Origin of the sequence: Methylocella silvestris BL2, from assembly GCF_000021745.1 — a bacterium.
In the GTDB taxonomy this organism is placed as follows: Bacteria; Pseudomonadota; Alphaproteobacteria; order Rhizobiales; family Beijerinckiaceae; genus Methylocapsa; species Methylocapsa silvestris.
In genome coordinates, this window is the sequence record NC_011666.1 from 3,226,448 (window position 1) to 3,251,230 (window position 24,783).

A 24,783-nucleotide genomic window follows, 5' to 3' on the forward strand; every position below is an offset into this window, starting at 1 on the left:
CCGATGTATGCGGCAATCCTATTCCTTCCGCTCATCGGATTCCTGATCGCAGGTCCGTTCGGGCGGCAGCTCGGCGCGCGGCCCTCGGAACTGGTCACGACCAGCCTGCTGTTCGTCGCGGCCGTATTGTCCTGGATCGCTTTCGCCAATGTCGCGCTCGGCGAGGAGCCGGGCAGCGTCTCGCTGCTTGGCGAATGGTTCTCGTCCGGCGCGCTGCGCGCGGAATGGACGGTGCGGGTCGACAGCCTGACTGCGGTGATGCTCGTCGTCGTCACCACCGTGTCGGCGCTCGTGCATCTCTATTCGATCGGCTATATGAGCGACGATCCCTCGCGGCCGCGCTTCTTTTCCTATCTCTCGCTGTTCACCTTCGCCATGCTGGCGCTGGTCACCGCCGACAATCTTCTGCAGATGTTTTTCGGCTGGGAAGGCGTCGGCCTCGCCTCCTATCTCTTGATCGGCTTCTGGTATCAAAAGCCCTCGGCCAACGCCGCTGCGATGAAGGCGTTCGTCGTCAACCGCGTCGGCGACTTCGGCTTCCTGCTCGGCATCTTCATGGTGTTCGTGCTGACCCGCTCGATCAACTTCGAGCAGATTTTCGCCGCGGCGCCGGGCCTCGCCAACACCACGATCCATGTCTTCGGCGCCGAGTGGGACGCCATGACGATTACCTGCCTGCTGCTGTTCATGGGCGCCATGGGCAAGTCGGCGCAGTTCCTGCTGCACACCTGGCTGCCGGACGCCATGGAAGGCCCGACCCCCGTTTCCGCCCTGATCCATGCCGCGACCATGGTCACCGCCGGCGTCTTCATGGTGGCGCGCCTCTCGCCCTTGTTCGAGCAGGCGCCGCATGCGCTGTCCTTCGTCATCTTCATCGGCGCAACTACCGCCTTTTTCGCCGCGACGGTCGGCCTCGTGCAGAACGACATCAAGCGGGTCATCGCCTATTCGACCTGTTCGCAGCTCGGCTATATGTTCGTCGCGCTCGGCGTCGGCGGCTATTCGATCGGCATTTTCCACCTCTTCACTCACGCCTTCTTCAAGGCGCTGCTGTTCCTTGGGGCCGGCTCGGTGATCGTCGCGATGCACCACGAGCAGGACATGCGCAACATGGGCGGGCTGTGGCGGAAAATCCCGTTCACCTTCGCCATGATGACGATCGGCACGCTGGCGCTGACCGGCTTTCCCTATACGTCCGGCTATTTCTCCAAGGACGCCATCATCGAGGCGGCCTATGCCTCGCATCGTCCGATGGCTTTCTACGGCTATGTCATGACCGTGATCGCCGCCGCGCTGACCTCCTTCTATTCTTGGCGGCTTGTGTTCCTGACCTTCTTCGGCAAGGCGCAATGGGCGGATGAGAGCCATGGCGCCGCGGCCCATTCGGTGGGGGCCGCCGCGGTCGCCAGCCACGCGCATGACGCGCCGGACGCCCGCGCCGCCGCTGATGCGCATGACGACCATGCCCACCATGGTCCACTCAATCCGCATGAAGCGCCGATCGTCATGCTGATCCCGCTCGCGGTCCTCGCAGTCGGCGCACTCTTCGCGGGCCTGATTTTCCACAGCGACTTCATCGGCGAAGGCTTTAATGAATTCTGGAAGGGCTCGCTGTTCCTCGGCCCCGACAATCACATCCTGCACCAGATGGAGGAAATTCCTCATCTCGCCGGTCTGATGCCGACCATCATGATGGTCCTCGGGTTCCTCATCGCGCTCTACATGTATATTCTGGCGCCGGCGACCCCTGCACGGCTCGCCGAGGCGGCGCCAGCGCTCTACCGCTTCCTGCTCAACAAATGGTATTTCGACGAACTCTACGACAAGATCTTCGTCCGCCCGGCCTTCTGGCTCGGCAATCTGTTCTGGCGCGGCGGCGATGGCGCGATCATCGATCGTCTCGGCCCCGACGGCGTCGCCGCGCGGGTTGTCGACGTCACCGGCCGCGTCGTGAGGCTGCAGAGCGGCTATATCTACCATTATGCTTTCGCCATGCTGATCGGGCTCGCCGCCATCATCACCTGGTATATCGTCGGGGGCGTGCGCTGATGTTTGGCTTCGGCATTCTCTCTTGCATCGTCTTCCTGCCGCTGGTCGGCGCGGCCTTCATCCTCTGCCTGCGCGGCGAGGACGAGGCGACGCTGAACAACGCCCGCTGGGCCGCCTTCGCGACGACGGTGATCGTCTTCCTGCTCACCGTCTACGCCTATGCGAAGTTCGATACGTCGTTGTCCGGGTTCCAGCTCGTCGAGCAGAAAGGTTGGTTCGGTTCGGGGCTCATCTACAAGCTCGGGGTTGACGGCGTCTCGATTCCCTTCGTGCTGCTGACCGGCTTCCTGATGCCCTTCTGCATCGCCGCCTCGTGGAAATCGATCACCTATCGCGTCAAGGATTATATGATCGCTTTCCTCGTGCTCGAGACCATGATGCTCGGCGTCTTCTGCGCGCTCGATCTCGTGCTGTTCTATCTGTTCTTCGAGGGCGGCCTCATTCCGATGTTCCTCATCATCGGCATCTGGGGCGGCAAGCGGCGCGTCTACGCCAGCTTCAAATTCTTCCTCTATACGCTCGTCGGCTCGCTGTTGATGCTGCTCGCCATCATGGCGATGTATGGCTTCGCCGGCACGACCGACATCGTCCAGCTGCTGGCGACGAGCTTCCCGGCCTCGATGCAGAAATGGCTGTTCCTCGCCTTCTTCGCCTCGCTCGCCGTCAAGATGCCGATGTGGCCGGTCCACACCTGGCTGCCGGACGCGCATGTCGAGGCGCCGACGGCGGGCTCGGTGATCCTCGCCGGCATCCTGCTCAAGATGGGCGGTTACGGCTTCATCCGCTTCTCGCTGCCGATGTTCCCCGACGCGTCGGCCTATTTCGCGCCGCTCATTTACGCGCTCTCTATCATCGCCATCATCTACACCTCGCTCGTCGCGCTGGTGCAGGAAGATATGAAGAAGCTGATCGCCTATTCGTCGGTGGCGCATATGGGCTTCGTCACCATGGGCCTGTTCACCATGACCGAGCAAGGCGTGCAGGGCGCCATGTTCCAGATGATCTCCCATGGACTCGTGTCGGGCGCTTTGTTCCTTTGCGTCGGCGTCGTCTATGATCGGATGCACACCCGCGATATCGCGGCCTATGGCGGGCTTGTCGCCCGCATGCCGCTCTATGCCGTCGTCTTCATGATCTTCACCATGGCCAATGTCGGGCTGCCCGGCACCTCCGGCTTCATTGGCGAATTTCTGACCCTTCTCGGCGGCTTCCGGGTCAACAGCTGGATCGGGCTTTTCGCAACGACGGGGGTCATCCTGTCGGCGGCCTACGCGCTGTTTCTCTACCGCCGCGTCGTCTTTGGCGTGCTCGACAAGCCGGCCTTGCGCAACATTCTCGATCTCTCGCCGCGCGAGGCCGCGATCTTCGCGCCGCTGGTGGCGCTGACGCTTTATTTCGGCTTCCATCCGAAGCCGGTCCTCGATAGCTCGGCGGCGTCCGTCGCCGCGCTCATCCAGAATTACGACGCGGCGATCGCCCGGACGCGGACCGCCGAACTGACGCAAAAATGAGGCGGCGCGCGCGCCGCCTCGAACGCCATACCGCCTGATCCGACAAAAAAATCGCGCTTTTCAAGGCTGCCGCACATGACGCCGCTCTCTCTCGCCCTCGCCCATTCCCTGCCGGAAGTGATTCTGGCCGTCGGCGTTCTTGGCCTCGTGCTCTATGGCGCGCTGCGCGGCAAGGCGTCGGATGGTCCGGTCACCGAGATCGCCGTCGGCCTCCTCGGCGCGGCGATCCTCATCATTCTGCTCGGCTTCAAGGAACAGGCGATCCTGTTCGACGGGGCGGTGATCGACGACGGCTTCGGCCGCTTCATGAAGGTTCTGGCGCTGATCGGCTCGCTGACCGCGCTCGTGATGGGCCAGGATTTTCTCGCCCGCGAACGCATCGACAAATTTGAATTCCCGATTCTGGTGCTGCTCGCCACCCTCGGCATGATGGTGCTGATTTCCGCTCAGAATTTCATCGCGATGTATCTTGGCCTCGAATTAATGTCGCTCGCGCTTTACGTGCTTGCGGCCTTTAACCGCGACAATCTTCGCGCTTCGGAAGCCGGCCTCAAATATTTCGTTCTCGGCGCGCTGTCGTCGGGCATGCTGCTCTATGGCGCCTCGCTGATCTATGGCTTTGCCGGAACCGTCGATTTCGCCGGCGTCGCGGCGGCGACGCAGGGCCATGTCTCGATCGGAATCATCTTCGGCCTCGTGTTTCTCATGACCGGCCTCGCCTTTAAAATGTCGGCCGTGCCGTTCCACATGTGGACGCCGGACGTCTATGAAGGCGCGCCCACTCCGGTCACCGCCTTTTTCGGATCGGCGGTGAAGATGGCGGCGGTGGCGATCACGGTGCGCGTGCTGATGACCGCCTTCCCCGGCGCTGAGACGCAATGGCGTCAGATCATCGTCTTCATTTCGATCCTCTCCATGGCGCTCGGCGCTTTCGCCGCGATCGGCCAGACCAATATCAAGCGGCTGATGGCCTATTCGGCGATCGGCCATGTCGGCTTCGCCCTGGTCGGCCTCGCCGCCGGAACGCAGGACGGCGTGTTCGGCGTCATGGTCTATATGGCGATCTATCTCGTCATGACGCTCGGCAGCTTCGCGGCGATCCTGTCGATGCGCGTCGCCGGCCATGCGGTCGAGCAGATTTCGGATCTTGCCGGGCTCGCCAAGACCAATCCTCTGATGGCCTTCTTCTTCGCGATGCTGATGTTCTCGCTGGCCGGCATTCCGCCGCTCGCGGGCTTCTTCGCCAAATGGTATGTGTTCAACGCCGCCATTCAGGCGCATCTCTATCCGCTCGCCGTCATTGGCGTGCTGTCGAGCGCGGTCGCCGCCTACTATTATCTTCGCGTCGTCAAGATCATGTATTTCGACGAGCCGGCCCCGGCCTTCGACCCGCCGACGCCGGCCCTGCGCGTCGTGCTTGCCATAACGAGCCTGTTTGTGCTGTTCTTGTTCGCTTATCCGGCTCTGTTCATCGACGCTACGGCGACGGCGGCCAAGTCTCTGTTCTAGAACGATTTAGCTTTGACGCCGCGCTTGCGGCAATAAAGCTGGGGCGACTCGTCCGGCGCTTCGCCGCGCGGAAAAGCGCCCGCACGCTCGAATTGGTGGGTTTATTCTGTCGCATCTTGCAAGATCGGTTGAAGCATCAGGTTTCCGCTTATCCGTCCATGGCGAACTCGGATCGACCAATGACGAAGCGCTGGCGCGCGCGCGTGCTGGCGATCCCGGCCGTCTCTGGGTCGTCGCCGAGCGCCAGACCAATGGGCGCGGCCGCCTTGGCCGCAGCTGGACCTCGGAACCCGGCAATCTTTTCGCGAGCCTTCTGCTGATCGATCCGGCGCCGCTCGCGCGGGCCCCCGAACTCGGCTTTGTCGCGAGCCTCGCGCTCGCCATCGCCCTTCGGCGGCTGCTCGACGAGGATCCCGCCCTCAAAATCAAATGGCCGAACGACATTCTGTACAAGGATGCGAAAATCGCCGGCGTCCTGCTCGAAAGCGTCACGCTTGGCGCTGGCGTCGGCTGCGTCGCCGGAATTGGCGTCAATTGCGCCACGCACCCGAGCGACACGCTTTATCCGGCCAGCGACCTTGGCGCGATCGCCGGCCGCGCTCTTACGCCCGAAACGGTGCTCGCGGCGCTGGCCGAGGACATGGCGCATTGGCTCGCGGTCTGGGCGCAGGAGGGCGGATTTGTCCTCATTCGCGCCGAATGGCTGAAGCGCGCCGGGGGACTTGGCGAGCCGATCAAGGTTTCTCGCGGCGAGGTCGCGACGGAAGGCGTTTTCCGCGGGATCGACGCCGCCGGACGGCTCATCCTCGACGGCGCGGCCGGCGAGATCCTGATTGAAGCCGGCGACGTCTTCCTCGGGGCGCAGCCGGCGCGCCTGTCGTGACGTCGACACAGCCGCAGCAAAAGAAAGGTCTTCATTGATGAATGCGGCAAATGACGAGCTCGTCTTCGCGCCGCTTGGAGGGTTGGGCGAGATCGGCATGAATCTCGCCCTCTATGGCTTCGGCCCCAAGGGCCGGATGAAATGGCTGATGGTCGACTGCGGCATCGCCTTCGCGGGCCCCGAGCATGCTGGCATCGACATCATCATTCCGGACGTCTCCTTCATCGAGAAGATGCGCGAGGATCTGGTCGGGCTGGTCATCACCCATGCCCATGAGGACCATATCGGCGCCGTCGCCGACATCTGGCCGAAGCTTGGCTGTCCCCTTTATGCGACGCGCTTCGCCGCCCAATTGCTGCGGACGAAGCGGCTGTCGGAGCCAGGCGCGCCCGAGGTGCCGATCGAGATCGTGCCCCAGGGCGGACATATCAAGGTCGGCCCCTTCGCCGTCGAATTCATCGCCATGGCGCATTCGATCCCGGAAAGCTGCGCGCTGGCGATCCGGACGCCGCTCGGGACGGTGATTCATTCCGGCGATTGGAAGATCGACGCCGAGCCGGGCCTTGGCGCGCCGACGGACGCACGGCGGCTCTCGGAGATCGGCGACGAAGGCGTGCTGGCGCTTGTCTGCGATTCGACCAACATCCTGCGCGAGGGCATCAGCCCCTCGGAAGGCGAGGTCGCCAGAACCTTGCGCGAAGTGATCGCGGGCACAACCGGCCGCGTCGTCGTGACCACCTTCGCTTCCAATGTCGCGCGCATCCGCGCCGTGGCGCTCGCCGCCGCTGCGGCCGGCCGCAGCGTCGTCCTCGCCGGGCGCGCCATGGAGCGGGTCGTCGCGGTCGCGCGCGACTGCGGCTACCTCGATGGCGTGCCCGATTTCTTCGGGATCGACGCCTTCGCCCATCTGCCGCGCGACCGGGTGGCGCTGATCGCGACCGGAAGCCAGGGCGAACCGCGCGCCGCCATCGCCCGCATATCCGAAGGCGAGCATCCGGCGATCTCGCTCACCGCCGGCGACAAGGTGATTTTTTCCTCGCGGACGATCCCCGGCAATGAGCGAGAGGTCGGGCGCATCATCAATAATTTCATCCGCTCCGGCATTGAGATCGTCACCGACCGCAACGCGCTGGTGCACGCCTCCGGCCATCCGCGCCGCGGCGAGGTGTCGGAGCTTTACGCCTGGGTCCGGCCGCAGATCGCAATCCCGGCGCATGGCGAGGATCTCCATCTCGCCGAACATGCGATTTTCGCGCGGGCGATGGGCGTGCCTCACGTCATTCCGGCGCGTAATGGCGACATCGTCGCGCTGGCCCCCGGACAAGCGGCGATCGTCGGCGAGGCGCCGTCCGGCCGGTTGCTCAAGGACGGCAATATATTCGTCTCCGCGACCGACGAGGCGCCGCGGATGCGCCAGAAACTCGCCGCCTCGGGCATTATCACCATCGCCCTTGCGGTGACGGCGAAGGGCGATCTCGCCGGCGTGCCGGATGTGATGACCGCCGGCATTCCGACGCGCGGGCATGGCGGCGCCCCAATGGACGCCATCGTCGATGACGCCATGTTCCAGACCTTCGATCATCTGCCGCGGCAAAAGCGGCGCGACGCCGACGTCGTTTCGAGCGCGATCGAAAAGGCCGTGCGCAACGCGGTCGCCCAGGCTTGGGGCAAGCGTCCGTCGGTGCATGTGCTCGTCGTCGAAATATGACCTTTGACGCAATTGTCGCCGCACGTCGGCGCCGGTAATCACGTTCAGGATCCATCAATCGAGCTAGGGGCGCCCGCATGATCGGACGGTTGAACCATGTCGCGATCGCGGTGAAGGAGCTCGCCCCGGCGGCGGCGCAATATCGCAACGCGCTTGGCGCCAAGGTGAGCGAACCCGAGCCCTTGCCCGACCATGGCGTCACCGTGGTCTTCATCACGCTGGACAACGCCAAGATCGAGCTGCTCGAGCCGCTCGGGGAAGCCTCGCCAATCGCCGATTTCGTCGCCCGAAACCCCAAGGGCGCCATTCACCACATTTGCTATGAGGTGGATGATATTGTCGCCGCCAGAGACCGATTGCACGCAAGCGGCGCGCGCGTGCTCGGCGGCGGCGAGCCGAAAATCGGCGCGCATGGCAAGCCGGTGCTGTTTCTTCATCCCGGCGATTTCTCTGGAACTTTGATAGAACTCGAGCAGGCTTGAGCGCCCGATTCTGAAAACATTTCGCGAACATCTTGCAGTTTCGAACAAACTGTGAACAAATATCTCTCAACAGTTGCGGCCGCGCCCAAATTGATGCAAACGGGAGCGCGCGTTTTGGTTGAGTGATTCGCGGTGATTCGTTTTTTTAACACGATTTTCCACGGACTTGCAGCCGTGCTGCATCGCAAAGCGGCGGCCGCCGAGGCCGAGCGTATGATCGCCCGCTTTAACGACCGCGCCTATTTCGAAGCGCGCGACCGAGCCAGGGGCCGTTGCATCGACGGCGAAGGGTCGCCGCGCTATTGGGCCCGCGTCAAGCGCGAGATCGCCAGGCGGCAAAATATCGCCATCGGCCTCGCCGGAGCCGATCTTCGCGCCTAGAGCGCGATGGATCTGAACCATACGCTTGGCCCTCGCAACTAGTCTTCAAACCCCGTTTAGCCTTGATCCCGCGTCGCCGCGGCCATTCGGCGCGACAAAATGTGGCGGCGCGCGTCGTTGCGCCCGCCATTGGCGGACGGCGTCCCCTTCCTCAATAGAGAAAATGTGATGATCGGCGGCGCGGTCCCGCCGCTATCCTGATCCAGGCTCAAACTGGCGGCGGCGGCCACGACGGGCGTCAGCCGCGAAGGGCGCCAGCCGGATGCCCTCCGGCGATCTGGATGGTTCAAGCATGCTGAAATTGAGGCTTGTCGCAGGCGTCCTTGCCGCGCTCTTTTTTGCCGGCGCGACGGCCGCGCAGGCGGCGCCAGTGGCGGACGCCTATTTCTCCGCCGACGGACGCGATGCGCGCGGCGATGCGATCGGCGCCGATTGCACAAGATCCGCGCCTTGCTCGAGCGTTCGCAAGGCTCTCGATTTTCTGAAAGCCAATGTCACGCGCAACCCGGATCGTGATTATACGCTCGCCTTCAGCGATCGCGGCGGCCCGTTCTACCTCGACGACACGCTGCTGTTCACGACGGCGCACACGCCTGCGGCCGGCCATTTCGCCAATCTGATCGCCTTTCCGGGCAAGGCGCCGGTCTTTAGCGGCGGAACGGATATTTCGGGATCATTCAAGGCGGCGACGCTGCCGACGAACGGCGCCCCGGCCTGTGTCTCGCGCTGGCTCGCGCCTTATGCGCCGCTGACCAACGCCAATAAAACGTCCTGGCGCTATGTCGGCGTCATGTGGGTCGATGGGCGCCGCGTGCAGCAGGTCATCAGCCCGCGCAAGGGCAATCCATGGAAAACCATTCCCGGCGCGCCGGGAAGCCCCGTGGGGGCGAGCGTCCCCTCCACCCTGACGGCGACGTTCAGCGCCGGCAAGCCGGACGTTTCCGTCAGCGATCTCTCGAAAATCGGCGAGGTCGGCGAGACGATCGGCTTTAATTCCAGCGTCGGCTCGTTCAAATGGATCACCCGTTACTGGATCTTGAGCAAGAGCGCCGCCGCGGGAAGCGGGACGGTTACGCTTGCGAGCGCTCCGAACGGGCTGCCCCGAATCGCCTCCGACAGCGGGACGTCGATTGTTCAGGATCCGGTTCAATCGACGAACGCCGGCGACAGGACGCGGCTTGGCGGCGTCAACCGGTTCCCTGTTAACGGCGATGACGCGCTCAGCGCCTATAATCAAACCGATGTGAAAATCCAGCTCCCCGGTTCAGCCTCGCAATCTTCGCTCGTCCCGGTCGAGAGCGCAGAGCCCGGCATGGTGACGGTGAACAGCCATCTGCATGCCTGGGGAAAGATCTATGGCGGAACAGGCTACCGCGTCTGGAACCGCTTTGAAGATCTTGGCGCGGGCGGCTACGCCGGCGAGCTTTATACCGACCGGACGACCGGCGCGCTTTATTACACGCCGCGGCGCGGCGAGGATTGCGCTTCGATCAAGGTTGTGATCCCGCGCCTCAAGCAATTGCTGCGGATTTCCAACGCGAAGGCCGATATCGCCCGCGTGGGCGGCAAGCTGGGCGCGCCGGTTGGCAATCTCAATATCACAGGCGTTTCATTCCAGCATACCAACAGCACCGTATTTACGGGCGAACATGATCTTGCCGGAGCGACGGGCGGCTTCATGGGCACGCCATCCGCCACCGTGCTTGCGCTTACGCCGTCGGTGGTCACAATCGGGGCGAAACAGGTCGTCTTCGATGGGATCGAGGTGACCCACTCCGGCGGCGCCGGCCTCTACATGGCGTTCGGATCCTCGCATATCACATTGAAGAATAGCCGAATCCACGAAGCCGGCGGAACGCTTGTCGGCTCCGGCACGGCGGTCGAGTATTACCTTAAATATCAGCATAATAACGATGCTGGCTATTACGGCGTCAGCGACTTCGGCCCCTCGACCAAATCGAGCCGCGCCGATCTCTCGGGCTGCTGCCAGACGCTGCATAACAACTTCATCTTTGGCGCGGGCGAGGTCTCGACCGGAGCAAGCTGCGTCTCCTTCGTCGGGCTGCTCAAATATGAGGTGACCTACAACAGCATTCACGACTGCACGAGCTTCGGCCTCGCCAACGCCCAGAGCCACGGGGAGAGGGGCGCGCCCTATTTCAGCGGCTTGTATGACCCCTATTCCTATGAGTCCAATATTTCCCACAATGAAATCTATTATTGCGGCTATGAGACCAATCTCGATGGGGTTTCGGTCCCGGGTTCGTCTATGGCGAATGACTTCGGCTGTTTCTACAGCAATGGACCGGTCGACGGCGCAGGCGATGGATCGCAACAAGGACTCACCTTCAGCTACAATAGCGTCCATGACGTGAGTTCAGGCGCCTATCAGACCGTGATGTGGAACGGCAGGGTCAGGCCGCATGGCTACGATGGCGTGCTCGACTACCATGACGGCAATATTTCCTTTGGCCTCACCTTGCATCATAATCTGTTCTACAATCGGGCCAAGGTGAACGGATATACGCCTTACGCCAACCGCCTGGCCCAACACACCGGTAATTTGCGCGACAAGATCTACAATAACATCTTTGCCAGCGTCTTCCCGGAAGGCTACGCCTATGGCGCCGACTATGCGATCCAACTGACGGTCCCGCCCTGGGACTTTAGGTGGATCGCCGGACATCCCTGGGGCGGGGCCGGCGAACAGAGTTGCGGGCTTGCCGAAAAACAGAGCTGCTATGTCATCAACAATGGCGTGCTCTATGTGCTCAAGGCCGTCTGTGACAAGGCCGCACCATGCATTGCAGGCGATAAGCCGCCAGGCTGCGCGCCAGGCGAGACATGCTCGGACGGCGCGCTGAACTGGACTGCTCTAAAGGCGCTTTATGATCCGGTCCTGACGGCGACGCGCAATATCTTTGCCTGGCAAGTCGTCAATTCGCAAAAGGCGGGCGCGCCGCAAAGCGGAAACGAGGTCCCGCCGTTCAGCCAATTCTTCAAATTTGACTTCAATCTCTTTTACCAGGCGGGCGAGACGCTGGTCGATTATGTGCGCCTGGGCAAGCCTCCGACGAGCTTTGTCGATTGGCGCGCTCTCTACGGACAGGACGTCCATTCGATCGTCAACGAGGACCCGAACTTCATGGATCTCGCCAATGGCGATTTCAACTTCCGGGCGGAGGGGCGCGGCGCGCCCTGCCATGGCGGGCGTGGGGGCGTTTCGCCGGCATGTGCGCTCGGCTTCGAGCCGTGGGACTATAGCGATGTCGGGGCGCGGGAAGGCGACAGGCGGACAATTGCGGAAGATTCGCGGGCCGGCGCGCCGGCGAAGGCCGAGCCGCGAACGGATCGCCCTTGACTTCGCTTCCGCGCTCCGTAAGAACAGCGGCGGCGCAGTGGACGCAGCGCAGCGTGCGCCAAAGTCAGCGCAAAGCGGGCGCGTAGCTCAGCGGGAGAGCACTCCCTTCACACGGGAGGGGTCACAGGTTCAATCCCTGTCGCGCCCACCACTCAAGCATTTGATTAATAAAAAAATTTTTTGAATCGCCGTTCGCAGCAATTGGCAAATTTTAATTTCCGGGGAAGCGTGGGGGAAGCTGGGCGCAGATTTGCCCCTCGAAAGAGTGGCCAGCTACATCTTGCAAAATCACGATGGCGATTATCTAGCCTTTTTGGCCAAGAATCGAGATAAGCGCGCTGCGCTAAAAGCCTCAATTCTGAATAGCGAGAGACAGTGTGATTTATTCCGCGCGCTGCCACGTCATGGATCGTGAACATTAAAGGCCGCTACCGAATCCCAGCACGACGGCAAAGCGATACTTGCCCAGTCGGTGCCTGTGCGCGAAACATTTGACGGGAAACCCGTATGGGAAGGCGTCGTCCACGTCTTCGTCATCGAAGTCCGTTCCGCCGCGTTCTCATCCGACGTTTCGCCGCTCTGTAGCCGGCGGGCAGGTCCTGCGGCGCGTAAGCGAACCCCCTCTCATCGTCGCGGCAGCAATCCTCAACGAAAGTAATATCGGCGAACTCGTCCACCACCAGAATGGGATAGGTCGGCCCACCGTCCCGATATTGGCGCATCAGATCGATCTTGTCGTTGTGAAAGCCGATGATCTTCTTTGGTTCGAGCTCGATCCAGTGCGGGAAGAAGGTCGCGCCGTGAGCGCGATGCTCGACGAGATTGTAGGCGACGCTCACGCAGGTTCCTCTCGGCTCGGCCCACGAGACTTTCACGACGCCCTCGGCGAGGCGAACGATATTAACCCATCGGCCCCCGACGCCGCCGCCGCGGACGCGATAGTCGAGCATGCGTTCGTTCTTGAAATAGACTTCGTACTGCCACCCATTCTTATAGGTATAGTTGATGTGCTTGCCGACGAAGGAGGCAATCTCTGACGGATGTGTGGATTCAAAGGTAGGGGACATGACTTTCTCCTGAGCGATCTGCCGCCGCCGGCTTCGACATGACGAGGTGCGTCTCGATGTCGAGGAGCCGGAGCACCTCCAGGATGCGGAGCCCGTAGGTGGTGCCGATGGCGCCGCTGATCCCGACGATCATGCGCCGGCGTGGCAGAGTGATGACGTGCTATTGCAGGGCGAGCATTCGTTCCTAGTTCGATTGAACCGAGCTTAGCCAATCGCCCCGGCCCCTCATCGTTAGAAATGGTTATGCCTCCAGCCGCCACGCCGTTCTCGATTCCGTTGGCCCCGCTGGCACCAACGATCGCGACAGTCCCGCTTCCTTCTACGATGCCGGAGAACGAACCTTCTGCCGCGAGCGCCCTTGCGGCACCGGCGGTTCGCGCGCCTCCAGAATTCCGGCGAGCCGCACACGGCGGTGTTGGCGGTCGTTTTATTGGCGGCGTCGAAGGGACCGAGGCCGATAGGAGTGGTGGGGCTGGCTGAGGGATGCTAGCGGACCTGCGGCACAAGCGCCCCGAGCGCCGCCATGGTGCGCTCGAAATCTCTTAGGTTCTCCGCCTCCGACTTGCCGAGGATCGAACGGATCTGGCTGCGGACGGTCACGAGCGAGACGCCGCGTCCGCGCGCCACATCCTCGGCGCTTGCGCCGCCGGTGAGCGCGACCGCGACCTCCGCCTCGGCCCGGCTGAAGCCGAACATCTCGCACAGCATGTCCGCCTGCGGCGCCGCCTTGCGATTGAGCGGCCGCAGGACGATGACGACAAGCGGCTCCCTGGCGCCGCCGCTTTCCGGTCCCCTCACCTCGTCGGCAAGGCCCAGCGGCGCCGGGGCGACCATCAGCGCCACGACTGCACCGTTCCGCGAGGTCACACGCATTGCGCCTCCGGCGCCCCCCGACGTGGCAGAGGCTACGAGTCTGCGGAGCACGCCGGCCTCTTCACGCGACATGGCCGCCAGATAGACGCCACTGCCGGCATAGGGCCCGAGCGCATGGAGAACAAGCCGGAATCCGGCCCGGCCAGATACCTGCGGGCAAGATCGTTGATGAAGCGAATCTAAGGCCCGCATCGACGACGCTCACGCCCACGGGAAGCGCGTCCAGGGCGGCCGCGTCAGGGCGACCGCCTCGTCATCCCTCCCCAGCCGCGCGCGCAGCTCGATGGCGCGCTGGACGTGCGGCATCAGGGTCATGAGCAGCCGGACATGGGTTTCGTCGAATGCCCCGGCGTCGTCGCCGCGGAACACCAGTACCGGGGTCGCCTCGGCGATTCCGGCCATGCCGCCGATCACATGACGACGCTCGTGGCGACGGGCGAAGTCGTAATAGAACTCGCTGTGCAGGAAGTCGTTCTCGGCGACCAGCTCGGCGCCGAGCTTCGCGCGTCCGAGGTGGTAGGCCCGCGCTGTCGCAAAGTCGTAGCGGGCCTTGGCGGCATAGGGGTCACTGGCGTGGAAATAGGCCGAATATGCGGTCTCGCTGCCGTCCGCGGGCATCAGGAGGTTGCGCGGACCGCCCGGTCCACCGAGGTTCGGCAGGGCGCGCCGGGCCTCCATAAGCCGGCAAATGCGCTCGCCAACGTCCAGCCAGCTGCCGTCCCCGGCGCCGGCCTGATAGATGGCGCCGACGCAATCGGCGAGATCACTCTCGGTGTCTTTCACGCTCGGCCGCCTCGAAGGTAACATAAGATGCCAGAGACGCGCTCCGCATTCAACGCTTGGCCGTTCCCGGCCGGGCTCCCGTGCGCTTCTGCGCGCGGCGCGGCGATGGCTGCGAGCGGCATGGGAAAGGGCGGCGCATCGTCACTTCTGCCGATGCGCCGCCGATGTGGCCGGGATAGGTTCGAGCCTCATCGATCACAGCCGGACGGCGCATCAGCCACCGCCGTGCCGTTTGGGAGGCAAATGATGACGACAATCCGCCACCTGACCTACGATCTGCTCCGGCGGCACGGCGTCACCACCATCTTCGGCAATCCCGGCTCCAATGAGCTGCTGTTCCTTGAAGATTTCCCGTCCGACTTCCGTTACATCCTCGCCTTGCACGAGGGCGCGGCCATCGGCATGGCCGACGGCTACGCCCAGGCCACGGGCCACACCGGCTTCGTCAATCTCCACTCCGCTGCCGGCACCGGCAACGCCATGGGCGGCTTCGCCAACGCCTGGAATGCCCATACGCCGCTGGTGGTGACTGCCGGCCAGCAGGTCCGCGCCATGATGGGCATCGAGCCGCTCTTGACCAACATCGACGCGACCACGCTGCCAAAGCCGCTGGTGAAATGGTCCTGCGAGCCGGCCCGTGCGGAGGACGTGCCCCTCGCCATCAGCCGTGCCCTGCACCTGTCGGCCTTGCCCGCGCCGGGACCAGTCTACCTGTCCATTCCCTACGACGACTGGGACAAGCCCGCCGAGCCGGAATCCCTGCGGCTGCTGAAGCGCGCCGTCTCCGCCGCAGGCGCGCTCGATGCCGGCGCGCTCGCGGCGCTTGCCGCGCGCCTTGATCGCAGCGCCAATCCGGTGATAGTGCTCGGGCCCGACGTGGATGCGGCGCGGGCGAACGCGCACGCGGTGCGGCTCGCCGAGCGGCTGAAGGCGCCGGTGTGGGTCGCCCCTTCGGCGCCGCGCTGCCCCTTTCCCACCACCCATCCGAATTTCCGCGGCCTCCTGACCGCCAGCATGGCCGACATCTCCAGGCAGCTCGAGGGCCACGATCTGGTGCTGGTCGCCGGCGCGCCGGTGTTCCGCTATCACCAGTACGAGCCCGGCCCCCTGCTGCCCCCCGGGGCCGAGCTGATCCAGATCACCTGCGATGCCGACGAGGCCGCGCGCGCCCCCATGGGCGATGCGGTGGTCGGCGACGTGGGTCGCATCCTCGCGGCGCTCGCCGATAAGATCGGCGAGGCGGCGCGGCCGGCGCCGCAGCCGCGGGAGACGCCTGCGCCGTCTGCGCCGGGCTCCGTCCCCCTCGCCGCCGAGCGCGTCCTCGACCTCATGGACGAGCTCGCCCCGTCCGACGCCATCTATGTGAATGAATCGACCTCCACCATCGAGGCCATGTGGGAGCGGATGCGCTGGGAGCATCCGGGGAGCTATTATTTCGGAGCGGCAGGCGGTCTCGGCTTCGCCATGCCGGCCGCCGTGGGCGTCCAGCTCGCCGAGCCAGACCGCCAGGTGATCGCGCTCATCGGCGACGGCTCGGCCAACTACAGCGTCACCGCCTTGTGGACCGCGGCGCAGCATAGTGTGCCGGTCGTGTTCGTCATCCTGCGCAACGGCACTTATGGCGCCCTGCGGTGGTTCGCCCGCGCGCTGAAGGCGGAGCACGTGCCCGCCCTCGACGTGCCGGACATCGACTTCGTCGCCATCGCCACGGGCTACGGGGTGGAAGCGGTGCGGGTCGACACCGACGAGGCCTTCGCCTCCGCCTTCGCCCGCGCGCTTAAGGCCGGCAAGCCGTCCCTCATCGAGGTCGCCACCGCGTGGCCCGCGACTTGATCGCGGCCTGGGGCGGCCGGGGGGGGACGGGAGGGAGTTAGGCGGGAGGACGGCCCAAACTCTCCCATTGCCACGTTCAAGCATATGGTATGACGCACAAAAATGGGTCGTGCGAGAGATGAGGCTGGCGACCAGAAGAATACGGCCTCGATATCTCGCATATGTAGCTGGTCCCATCAGAAATGGGAGCGGGCTGACAGGGGAAGCGTTCATGAGCGCCAAGATTGGGAAGCCGGGTTTCTGGGACAATCTCATCCCGCCGAAAGGCGGGCTGTTCGGCGCGCAGCTTGCCGGCTGGACACCAGGGCTCGCCGCGAAATCGGGGCTCGGCTGTCGCGTTCTCGCGGACCAGATGATCCAGGTCGCCCCCGCCGTCGCGCTTGCGGCCGATGTGTACGTCCCCAGGTTTCTCGGTCGCCATCCTGCGGTCGTCGCCTTCGCGGCCTATTCCAAGGAATTGCAGGCCGCGGGCGCCCCGACCGGCAACAATGAGACCGGCAGCCCCCCGGTCTTCACAAATCGCGGCTATGCCCATGTCATAGTGACCCGGCGCGGCATGGGCCGCTCGGGCGGCGCCGACGCCGTCTATCTCAACGACACGGACGTGGTAGATCACGCCAAGGTGATCCAGTGGGCTGCAGCGCAGCCTTGGTGCGACGGACAGGTTGTGCTGTTCGGCACCTCCTATTACGGGCTGACGCAGCCGCAGGTGGCGCGCCTTCAGCCGCCGGCATTGAAAGGCTTCTTCTCGATCGAGATGTGCACGGACTTCTTTCGCCATATCGCCATGTTCGGTGGTGCGCCGCAGCCGGACTTCTTCGCGCTCTGGATGGGCGCGAACTTCACGCCGTTGCAGTTCGCCCTGCGCGTGCCGCCGCTCCTGCGCGCCCTGGTGAGCCACGTCATCAACTCCCCTTTGAAACGCGTGTGGTGGCCTCAGCTGAAGAAGCGCATGTCAAGGATAATGAAGGGGTTCGAGCGGCTGACTCCTACGATGGCCACGCGCGAGCTGTTCGCAGGCCTCATGCTCGACGGCAAGACGCGCGCGACCTCTCCCCTGCCGGCTGGTCCTTCCGGCATGCTGGGGGACATCACCGTGCCGTTCGTGGTGGTGCAGAATTCGGGCTACCTCAACCTGCATCAGTTCGGCGCCTACGATCTGTTCGAAATGCCGGCACCGCGCCCCACCGAAGATGGATGATCATCGGGCCACCGGCCTATGACCTGCCCGCCTATCATTGGCAGCTGGAGGCGCTCGCCTTCTTCGACCATCTCATCTACGGCGCTGACAATGGCTACGCTAGCCAGGCGCGCGTGCGCTATTGGGTGGAGGGTGCCGACGCGTATCGTTCAGCATCGAGCTGGCCGCTTCCCGGCAGCAAGTCGCTCCGCCTCCATCTCGCCTCGAACGGCGCGGACGCGGCGATGCATCGGCTCACCGCCGATCCGCAGCAGAACGGGCTGAACCGATGGGCGGCGGTGCCGCTTGGCGCCATCCTATGCGCCGGCTTTGATGAGGTGGCCAACCAGTGCCTCAGCTACGAGATGGCGGTCGAGAAGGAGATGGAACTGACCGGCGCGGTGACGCTGTGCCTCTCGTTCAGCTCCAACGAGATCGATTCCCATGTAGTGGCCCGCACGGGCCTCGTCTCGGCGAACGACGCCTACTGCATCCTTTCCATGGGCGCGATCCGCCCCGCCTGCCGCAGGATCGATACCGCGCGCTCCACCACCACGGAGATCGCCATCGACATCGACGCGCCCGAGCCCCTGGTGCCGGGGGTACCGGTGACGCTCCGCTTCAGTCTGACGCCGCACCCTGTGGTGCTGAAGCCGGGCGATCGCCTCCGCCTCGACATCGCGAGCCGCACGGATCTTCTGCGCAGCGATGTGAGTCACGGGCACGCACAGTTCGACATGCAGGTGCCACCCTACTTCGCACGCAATACGCTCCATTACGGCCCGGGCAGCTTCATCGAGTTTGACGTTGCCCCCCCCTTTTTGAGTTGGAGGGAAGCGAACCAACACCATTGAGAATGGCTGCCTTCCGGACCTGCCGACCATCTCACCTGGGGATCCGAAACAGGCGTGGATGGCTGCGGCGAACTTCCGTGACAAACACGATCGGCAGACCACTCGTCGTCGGGCGACTTCTTAGTCCTTCAAAGCGCCCTCTGCTAGAGACCGTGGTGCGGTAGCCTCGCGACCGTTAGAACATGCTGCGCCACCGCGCTGCGTGCCTGGAACCACTGGCGCATTTCCTGTAAAATCGGCTGGCTGCCGTCTGGATCCTCCAGCGTCAGGACGACCGCAAGGGGCGCGCCCTCCGCGGGGAACTGCGCTTCCGCACAAACAAGGTTGGTCACTTCCAGCCGCCATTGCGAAGAGATTCCGTTCTCGTCGAAAGTGCTCTCATATTGCTTGCCCGGCCATCATTTCAGGCCGTGGTCTATGGGCGCCGTCTGGGGTATCGGGAGATTGGTCGACTTCGGCCGGTTTCGGGCCGCGATCTGATTCGTGAATCGGATACTGCCGTCAGATGCTGGCTCCGCCTGGCGCTGCTTCAGGAGTGCCTCGAGATACACGCGATCGAACTCGGCGCCGGAGGCTGAAGCGAGAGGTGCCATATCTGTGGGGCGATTACGGTCTCTGATCTCTTGCCGAAGCCGACGGGCGGGCGAAGCCCACGACATTCTGCAGCAACAAAAGCGATCAGGATCGGCACGTAGAGCCGCTGATAGGCAATCGCAGCGTCGCCGGCCTTACGCATGCCGAAGTTGCAAAGCTCTAGCAAACATCATAGCAGGCAACACAGCGCGGCCGCGGGACGGTCGCGGAGGCGTGGCTTTAATGGCCGGGGCGGGGCGGGGCGGGGCGCCGCGTCTCGATCGATCATCGTCTTGGGCGCCGTGCTTGAATATGCTTGTAAGCGAAAAGTCGTCTCCGAAAGCGTCATGCGCGGGATCGCCCGCCAAACCTATGAAGCGCTTATCAATGCTTGCGAGGACGAAGGGACAAAAAAGGTCCTCGTTCATTTGGCTACGCGCGAGATTACGCACGCCAACATGTTCATGAAAGCCCTGGACCAAATGGGCAAGCTGCACGACGCGCTGTTTGGCAACATCGAGCCGGACGAAACTGTAAAGCTGGTGTTCAATCTGTCTCAGGCGACGATGCGCGCGGCCCCTGGAATGAAGAGCCTGATTTCGAATAAATCGCAGATCCTTAACCCGAAGGCGGCATGCCGGCCCCACCGGTCAATCCGGATGACGAGCGTTCGCCGGCGAGCAAGGCCATCCCGAAGGGCAAAGCTCGGCCGGTGGAGAAAGGACGATAAGAAAGTCGGTCTCCGACGCCGAGGCGGCTCTTCGCCGCCTCGGTTATCGCTTTGGAGTTGGCCGGCTCACTCCGCGCCCATTGTCGAGAGCGCCGGGCCGATCGCTCGCATGATCTCAGGGGCGGCTTCGTGATGAACCATATGTCCGCGGCGCGGGACGACGCGCAGCTCACTGCCTACAATCTCGCGATGCAACCGCATCGATTGAGAGCTGGCTTTAATCAATCGATCATTTCCCCCAACAACGATGCTTACCGGCATACCTAGATCACCGTAACTTTTCTGCGTGGCTGCCGCGTTTGGGATCATCAGCGCCGAGTCGGCGGCGCTTGCATGAAGCTGCGAGGGACGCAGCGCCATCTCTTTGATTGCTGCCGAGAAGGATTTCGACACTTCGGCCGGCGCGAATATTTTCTTCATCACGCCGCCCCAGGCCAGGCGCGCCAGCAAAGGAGAAATCGTGTAGCGCATGATGTCGCCGACAACCGGAAGGGCTCCGATGAATTGCAGTGCGGCGTCGAAGCGGTCGCTGGGATAGAAATACCCTGAAACAAGAACGAGCTTTTTCACCGAGGCCGGATGACGCAGGGCGAGCGCAACAGCGATCGACGCCCCAAGAGAGTGTCCGAGGACCGTTGCCTGCTCGACCTCGAGCTGAATCATTGCTTCATGGATAAGATCCGATTGTGCGGCCGGCGTCCAGATTGTGCCCCTCGGTCTGGAGCTATGGCCGAAGCCCGGTCTATCGATCGCGATCACACGATGACTTTTGGCGGCCAAGTCGAGCAGCCCGCTCGTCTCGAAGTCCTCGATCTGCGTCCCGTTCCCGTGCAAGAGGATCAGCGGCTCGCCGGCGCCGCGCTCCAAATAGTGCAGGCGAACGCCATCCACGTCCAGGAATTTGCCTTCCGGCGGATGACGTCGCTCCGCCACCTTTTTTTGCTCGTGGGCCAAAAGCGCCATGGCTCCCAACGCGATACTGGCTCCTGCAGCAATAAGGGCATAATTCGCGACACTGGAATGGCGCCGCGCTGGCAAAAGAGCTTCGGGAAGTTTCATGAGGTTCCTTGCATGCAAGCGGGTGCCGCGCTGGACGAATGTTGCGGTGCAACCTCGCGCAAGGGACATTCGTTCCCCTCCGTTGGCCAGAATAAGATGTCCGGCTATCCCCGGCCGACTTGAACTGTCTCGACGTTCAGTGAACCCGCCGGCAGCGGTCGTAGGAGCTCGCCCTGCGCCTGTTGCAGATAAATCCACGCCTTCCAATCTTCCGGGCGCAGCACGGCGATCTGGCGGTTATGGATGGGGTTCAACTGGTTCAAATCTCCCCCCGGGCCAGCGCATTTCGGCTCGCTCTTCCTCGACCTCACCGTCGGCGCCCGCCATTCTCGGCGATGAACTCGACGCCCGCCGCTTCGAGGCCGCATGGATGGCGGACGCGTTGGCCGCCGACGCCCAGCGCGCGCGGAATCCTCGGTCGGGGCGGATCCCCTGACCCTGCGCGCATGGACCCGCTGCCGCCGCGACGCAAGGATCGAGAGTCTGCCTCCAGGGCCGCCGAAGTTTTCCCGGCTATTCGCCGCGGCCCAGGAGATAGGCTGCCGAAAGCCATCCGTGATGCGTCAATACGTCGAGCCGGCGAGCAGCGTCGACGCGGGCGAACGCCTCAACGGCCGTGAGCCGCCCTGGCGTGACCGCTGCGAGCGTTTCGGTACGATAGGCCCGCTGCAGGACCCCAAGCGCCTTTGTCGCACCCTCGAGTTCGGCCAGTGCCTCCTCAGCCTCGGGCGAGACGCCCCAGCCAATGGGCTCTGCGTGGCTGCTGAGCGCGGATTCGTCGGTGATCTCATCTGCGATCGTGCCTACGCTGCGCATGGCAGCCGCGCAAAGCTGGGCAGCGAGGAGGGCGTCAGGATCGCCCTTCGCTGGCCGCGCTGCGACACACTCGGCCGCCAACTCGGCCAGCCGCGAGGCGTGATCAAGCGCGTGCAGCGTGCTGGTGAGCCGCTGTTGCTCCTCTTCCGAGGCGGGCGGCGTCTTCAATTCCGACAGAAACTCCCGCGCTTTTTCCAGCACGCGTTCGCTCCCATCGACAAGATCATCCAGCCGCTTGCCCCCGAGGAGCGACGCTTCGACCGACGCACTGAGTCCTTGCAAAACCGATGCGATTGCGCGCCGCGCCGCCTCGACCGCGACGACCGGATTAACGAGAGCCGCTGGGTCGAGACCGCGCTCGATCGGAGAAGCCTTGTCCGGAAGCAGCCGCTCGACGATCCGCGTGAACCAGCCGATGGCTGGCAGCAGCACGCCGACCCCAACGACATTGTACGCTGTATGGTAGGCCGCGAGCAGCGTGAGGCCGTCGACCCAGCTTTGCCAGCCCTGCATCAGCGGCATGGCGAGAGGAAATGCGGCGAGCGCAAACAGCGCGGCGATCAACTTGAACAGCACATAGGCCAATGCAAGCCGCTTCGCCATCACGCTCGCGCCGATCGCAGCCAGAGCCGAACTCGTCGCCGTGCCAATGTTCTGCCCGATGATCAGCGCGCAGCCCTGGTCGAGCGATATGGCGCCAGCGCCGAAAGCCGCGAGCGTCACTGCGATCGCCGCGGTCGAGGACTGCATCACGGCGGTCATCGCTAGACCCACGGCCACCAGCGTGAGCAGGCCGCTCCAGCCCGCGATCAGGCCAACGCCCGGCGCACCGATGACGGCGGGCAGGTCCGAGGGATGCAGCCGCTCGGCGAGGCCGCCCATCCCTTGCTGGAGGGTCGCCAGCCCGTAAAGCACGAGGGCAAAGCCGGCGAGCGCCGCGCCCGCAGCCGCGATGCGCCCGCCGCCAAGCAGCTTCGTCAGCGCGCCGATGAAGATCATAGGCAGCGCATAGGAGGAGAGCGACACGCGCAGACCAATTAGGGCGACGAGCCAGCCGGTGCCGGTCGTCCCGACGTTCGCTCCGAAAACGAGGCCGAGACCTTGCGGAAAGGTGAGGAGCCCGGCGCTGACAAGGCCAATGGTGGTCATCGTCGTTGCGCTCGACGATTGCACGAGCAGCGTGATGATCGCGCCCCAGGCGACGCCTGAAAGCGGCGTCGCGGCCGCTTTTCCCAGCACCGTGCGCAGAGCCGAGCCGGCCATAGCTTTCAGCCCGTCAGTCATGACAGTCATGCCGAGCAGAAAGAGGCCGACGCCGCCGAGAACCGTTATCGCCGTCGCCATCCGTCAGCTCCCTCGTCCTGCGCCAGGCTGTCCGCAACAAGAAATGGCCTCAAACGCCATCGAGGCTCAAGACCGGAGCGGAATGGTTCGGCCACCGCTCGCCATGGCTTTGGGCGCTCGCCAGGATCGAACGATGGCGGTTCTTTCCGGCTCCCGGGCGGCGGCCCCCATCCACGCTGGGCCTCCGCTTCACACCGACCTCGGCATCCTAGATCAATGCGGTCGAGGGGGTTCTTCGCCAGGCTTGCTAACCGGCGCCGGAAGCGCGGGGTCTTCCATTCCCTGGTCGCACTCCGGTACGCCGTCAACCGCTTCGTCGTTGCGGTCAGTGCCGAGCCAAGGCTCTCCCATTGGGCCAAGGATCCGGACACAATCATCGCCACCGTCAGAAGCGGGCGCCAAGTGTTGGATTACTCAGGATAAGTCTCATGGTCGCCGGGGGTCGCCTTGTGGAAAAGGATGAATGCCACTCCAATAATAAAAATAAAACAGATACTTAACGGTTTCAGCTAGAGCCCGTCACGGGCGGTCGACCCGGAACGATACGCGAACAATCGCCCATGCAGGTGAAAATCCCGCGCCGCGCCGTTCGCGTCGTCGGCTTGACGGCCCCACGCATCAGTTGGAGAGCTCCTCAACCAGCCTGGATCGCCACGGCGCGAAAGCGCAGCAAAGCGAGCAGCAGGAAAAGACCGCCGACGCCGGCCACAAAAAGAAATTGCGGCCACACCACAGCGAACCCCGCGCCGCGAAAGAGGATCGATTGTGCGAATGACACGAAATGCGTCGAGGGCGACAACATCATGATGGAGCTCAGGATCGGCGGCATCGACTCGAGCGGCGTGCTGCTGCCGGAAAGAATGTTCATCGGCATTGCGACGAGGAGGTAGAGCAAGCCGAGCTGCGGCATGGTGCGGGCGATCGTGGCTAAAAAAATGCCGATGGCCGTCGCAAAGAACAGATAGATGGCGACGCCGCCTACGAATAAAGTCGCCGAACCGGCGATAGGGATCTTGAGAAAATGACGCACCACGATCTCGAGCGACAAGGCGGCTGAGACGGTGATCACAAGCCCATTGGCCCAGATCTTGGCCATTGCGATCTCGAAGGGCGTGACGGGCATAACGAGCAGGTGATCCATGGTGCCGTGCTCGCGCTCGCGAATGATGGCGGCGCCGGCCAGAATGATCGCCAGCATGGTGACATTATTGACGATGCCCATGACGCCCGTGAACCAGGCTGTGGTGACATTGGGATTGAAGGCGACGCGCACGGCGAGCGTGATTGGCGACCTTGGGACATTTTGCGATCGAGACTGAAATTGCCCCTCGTTGCGGGACACGAAATTATCGATCTCGGTCATCAGGATTTGCTGGATATAGCCGTAGCCAAGGCCTGCCTGCACCATCGCAGTCGCATCTATGTTGACTTGCGCCGCGGGGCTGCGTCCGGCGAGGACGTCTTTCTCGAAGTTCGGCGGGATCACGATGACGAAGGTATAGGCCGCGGTGTTCATCAGGTGGTCGACGTCTCCTTCGGCGATCCGCGCGGGCGGTTTGAAGTAGGGGGGCAGTAGGGCGGCGATCATACGGCGCGACAATGCGGAATGGTCCTCATCCACCACGCCGACCGAAGCATTGTGCAGCTCCTGGGCGTTGCTGTGTCCCTGCACATAGATCGCAAATGAAAATGTGTAGACGACGAGACCGAGAAGCACGAAATCGCGAAAGAAGCTCCGCAGCTCTTTCGTTCCAAGCCAGAAAATATTGCTGAGCGCGTTCATGCTG

The 24,783-nt window shown here is 63.6% G+C and carries 21 protein-coding genes and 1 tRNA gene; 13 read left to right on the forward strand and 9 right to left on the reverse strand.

Features of this window, described 5'->3' with window-relative positions; translation table 11 throughout:
• The first annotated feature begins 3 nt into the window (after positions 1-3).
• From nuoL to MSIL_RS14945, 9 genes are all read left to right on the forward strand, one after another.
• Entirely contained in the window at positions 4-2,049 is a 2,046-nt protein-coding gene (gene nuoL / locus MSIL_RS14905) for an NADH-quinone oxidoreductase subunit L (protein ID WP_012591914.1), read from the forward strand.
• A complete protein-coding gene (locus MSIL_RS14910) occupies positions 2,049-3,560 on the forward strand; it encodes an NADH-quinone oxidoreductase subunit M (RefSeq protein WP_012591915.1) in 1,512 nt (503 codons plus the stop codon). Before nuoL ends, MSIL_RS14910 begins: the two co-directional genes overlap by 1 nt.
• 75 nt (positions 3,561-3,635) lie before the next feature.
• Complete coding sequence (nuoN, locus tag MSIL_RS14915) at positions 3,636-5,069, forward strand: NADH-quinone oxidoreductase subunit NuoN (RefSeq protein WP_012591916.1); 1,434 nt, start codon at positions 3,636-3,638, stop codon at positions 5,067-5,069.
• A 190-nt stretch (positions 5,070-5,259) separates the two neighbouring features.
• Entirely contained in the window at positions 5,260-5,952 is a 693-nt protein-coding gene (locus MSIL_RS14920; RefSeq protein ID WP_244406289.1) for a biotin--[acetyl-CoA-carboxylase] ligase, read from the forward strand.
• Between the two features lie 37 nt (positions 5,953-5,989).
• The gene (locus MSIL_RS14925; protein ID WP_012591918.1) at positions 5,990-7,660 is read left to right on the forward strand and encodes a ribonuclease J; all 1,671 of its coding nucleotides are present in this window, start codon (positions 5,990-5,992) and stop codon (positions 7,658-7,660) included.
• A 77-nt stretch (positions 7,661-7,737) separates the two neighbouring features.
• On the forward strand, positions 7,738-8,142 hold the full coding sequence (gene mce / locus MSIL_RS14930; RefSeq protein WP_012591919.1) for a methylmalonyl-CoA epimerase: 405 nt from the start codon (positions 7,738-7,740) through the stop codon (positions 8,140-8,142).
• A gap of 132 nt (positions 8,143-8,274) precedes the next feature.
• Positions 8,275-8,523 carry a hypothetical protein gene (locus tag MSIL_RS14935; protein WP_041368086.1) on the forward strand — a complete coding sequence of 83 codons (249 nt, stop codon included), beginning with the start codon at positions 8,275-8,277 and terminating at the stop codon, positions 8,521-8,523.
• 292 nt (positions 8,524-8,815) lie between these two features.
• Complete coding sequence (locus tag MSIL_RS14940) at positions 8,816-11,884, forward strand: hypothetical protein (RefSeq protein WP_012591921.1); 3,069 nt, start codon at positions 8,816-8,818, stop codon at positions 11,882-11,884.
• A 76-nt stretch (positions 11,885-11,960) separates the two neighbouring features.
• A tRNA-Val gene (locus tag MSIL_RS14945) sits at positions 11,961-12,035 on the forward strand.
• Positions 12,036-12,417: 382 nt separating this feature from the next.
• On the opposite strand, the gene MSIL_RS14950 is transcribed toward MSIL_RS14945, so the two are convergent.
• The 4 genes from MSIL_RS14950 to MSIL_RS14960 form a co-directional block, all read right to left on the reverse strand.
• Positions 12,418-12,951 (reverse strand): phenolic acid decarboxylase, encoded by a 534-nt coding sequence (locus tag MSIL_RS14950; protein WP_012591922.1) that lies wholly within the window; start codon positions 12,949-12,951, stop codon positions 12,418-12,420.
• Positions 12,935-13,084, reverse strand: a complete 150-nt coding sequence (locus MSIL_RS20855; RefSeq protein WP_012591923.1) for a flavoprotein — start codon at positions 13,082-13,084, stop codon at positions 12,935-12,937. The genes MSIL_RS14950 and MSIL_RS20855 overlap by 17 nt, the downstream gene beginning before the upstream one ends.
• Before the next feature lie 353 nt (positions 13,085-13,437).
• Positions 13,438-13,824: a helix-turn-helix transcriptional regulator gene (locus MSIL_RS14955; protein WP_012591924.1), complete on the reverse strand. Its 387-nt coding sequence runs from the start codon at positions 13,822-13,824 to the stop codon at positions 13,438-13,440.
• A gap of 201 nt (positions 13,825-14,025) precedes the next feature.
• Positions 14,026-14,607, reverse strand: a complete 582-nt coding sequence (locus tag MSIL_RS14960; RefSeq protein ID WP_012591925.1) for a hypothetical protein — start codon at positions 14,605-14,607, stop codon at positions 14,026-14,028.
• Between the two features lie 243 nt (positions 14,608-14,850).
• Here MSIL_RS14960 and mdlC point away from each other — a divergent pair, with 243 nt between their 5' ends.
• The 3 genes from mdlC to MSIL_RS22040 all read left to right on the forward strand — a co-directional run bounded on the left by mdlC (position 14,851) and on the right by MSIL_RS22040 (position 18,474).
• Entirely contained in the window at positions 14,851-16,440 is a 1,590-nt protein-coding gene (gene mdlC / locus MSIL_RS14965) for a benzoylformate decarboxylase (protein WP_244406141.1), read from the forward strand.
• A gap of 211 nt (positions 16,441-16,651) precedes the next feature.
• On the forward strand, positions 16,652-17,641 hold the full coding sequence (locus tag MSIL_RS22035; protein WP_244406142.1) for a CocE/NonD family hydrolase: 990 nt from the start codon (positions 16,652-16,654) through the stop codon (positions 17,639-17,641).
• Entirely contained in the window at positions 17,638-18,474 is an 837-nt protein-coding gene (locus MSIL_RS22040; protein WP_244406143.1) for a CocE/NonD family hydrolase C-terminal non-catalytic domain-containing protein, read from the forward strand. Before MSIL_RS22035 ends, MSIL_RS22040 begins: the two co-directional genes overlap by 4 nt.
• A gap of 143 nt (positions 18,475-18,617) precedes the next feature.
• On the opposite strand, the gene MSIL_RS21730 is transcribed toward MSIL_RS22040, so the two are convergent.
• The gene (locus MSIL_RS21730) at positions 18,618-18,806 is read right to left on the reverse strand and encodes a hypothetical protein (RefSeq protein WP_041368089.1); all 189 of its coding nucleotides are present in this window, start codon (positions 18,804-18,806) and stop codon (positions 18,618-18,620) included.
• A gap of 534 nt (positions 18,807-19,340) precedes the next feature.
• Between MSIL_RS21730 and MSIL_RS22045 the strand changes: the two genes are divergently transcribed.
• On the forward strand, positions 19,341-19,910 hold the full coding sequence (locus MSIL_RS22045) for a manganese catalase family protein (RefSeq protein WP_041368091.1): 570 nt from the start codon (positions 19,341-19,343) through the stop codon (positions 19,908-19,910).
• Here the strand turns inward: MSIL_RS22045 and MSIL_RS14990 are convergent.
• The 4 genes from MSIL_RS14990 to MSIL_RS15010 form a co-directional block, all read right to left on the reverse strand.
• Entirely contained in the window at positions 19,844-20,836 is a 993-nt protein-coding gene (locus MSIL_RS14990) for an alpha/beta fold hydrolase (protein WP_012591927.1), read from the reverse strand. The two genes, MSIL_RS22045 and MSIL_RS14990, sit on opposite strands and share 67 nt — an antisense overlap.
• A gap of 104 nt (positions 20,837-20,940) precedes the next feature.
• Complete coding sequence (locus MSIL_RS14995; RefSeq protein ID WP_425277104.1) at positions 20,941-21,099, reverse strand: hypothetical protein; 159 nt, start codon at positions 21,097-21,099, stop codon at positions 20,941-20,943.
• Between the two features lie 250 nt (positions 21,100-21,349).
• Positions 21,350-22,996, reverse strand: coding sequence for a Na/Pi cotransporter family protein (locus tag MSIL_RS15000; RefSeq protein WP_012591928.1), 1,647 nt, complete (start codon positions 22,994-22,996; stop codon positions 21,350-21,352).
• A gap of 634 nt (positions 22,997-23,630) precedes the next feature.
• Entirely contained in the window at positions 23,631-24,779 is a 1,149-nt protein-coding gene (locus MSIL_RS15010; RefSeq protein ID WP_012591929.1) for an ABC transporter permease, read from the reverse strand.
• Between the last annotated feature and the right edge of the window lie 4 nt (positions 24,780-24,783).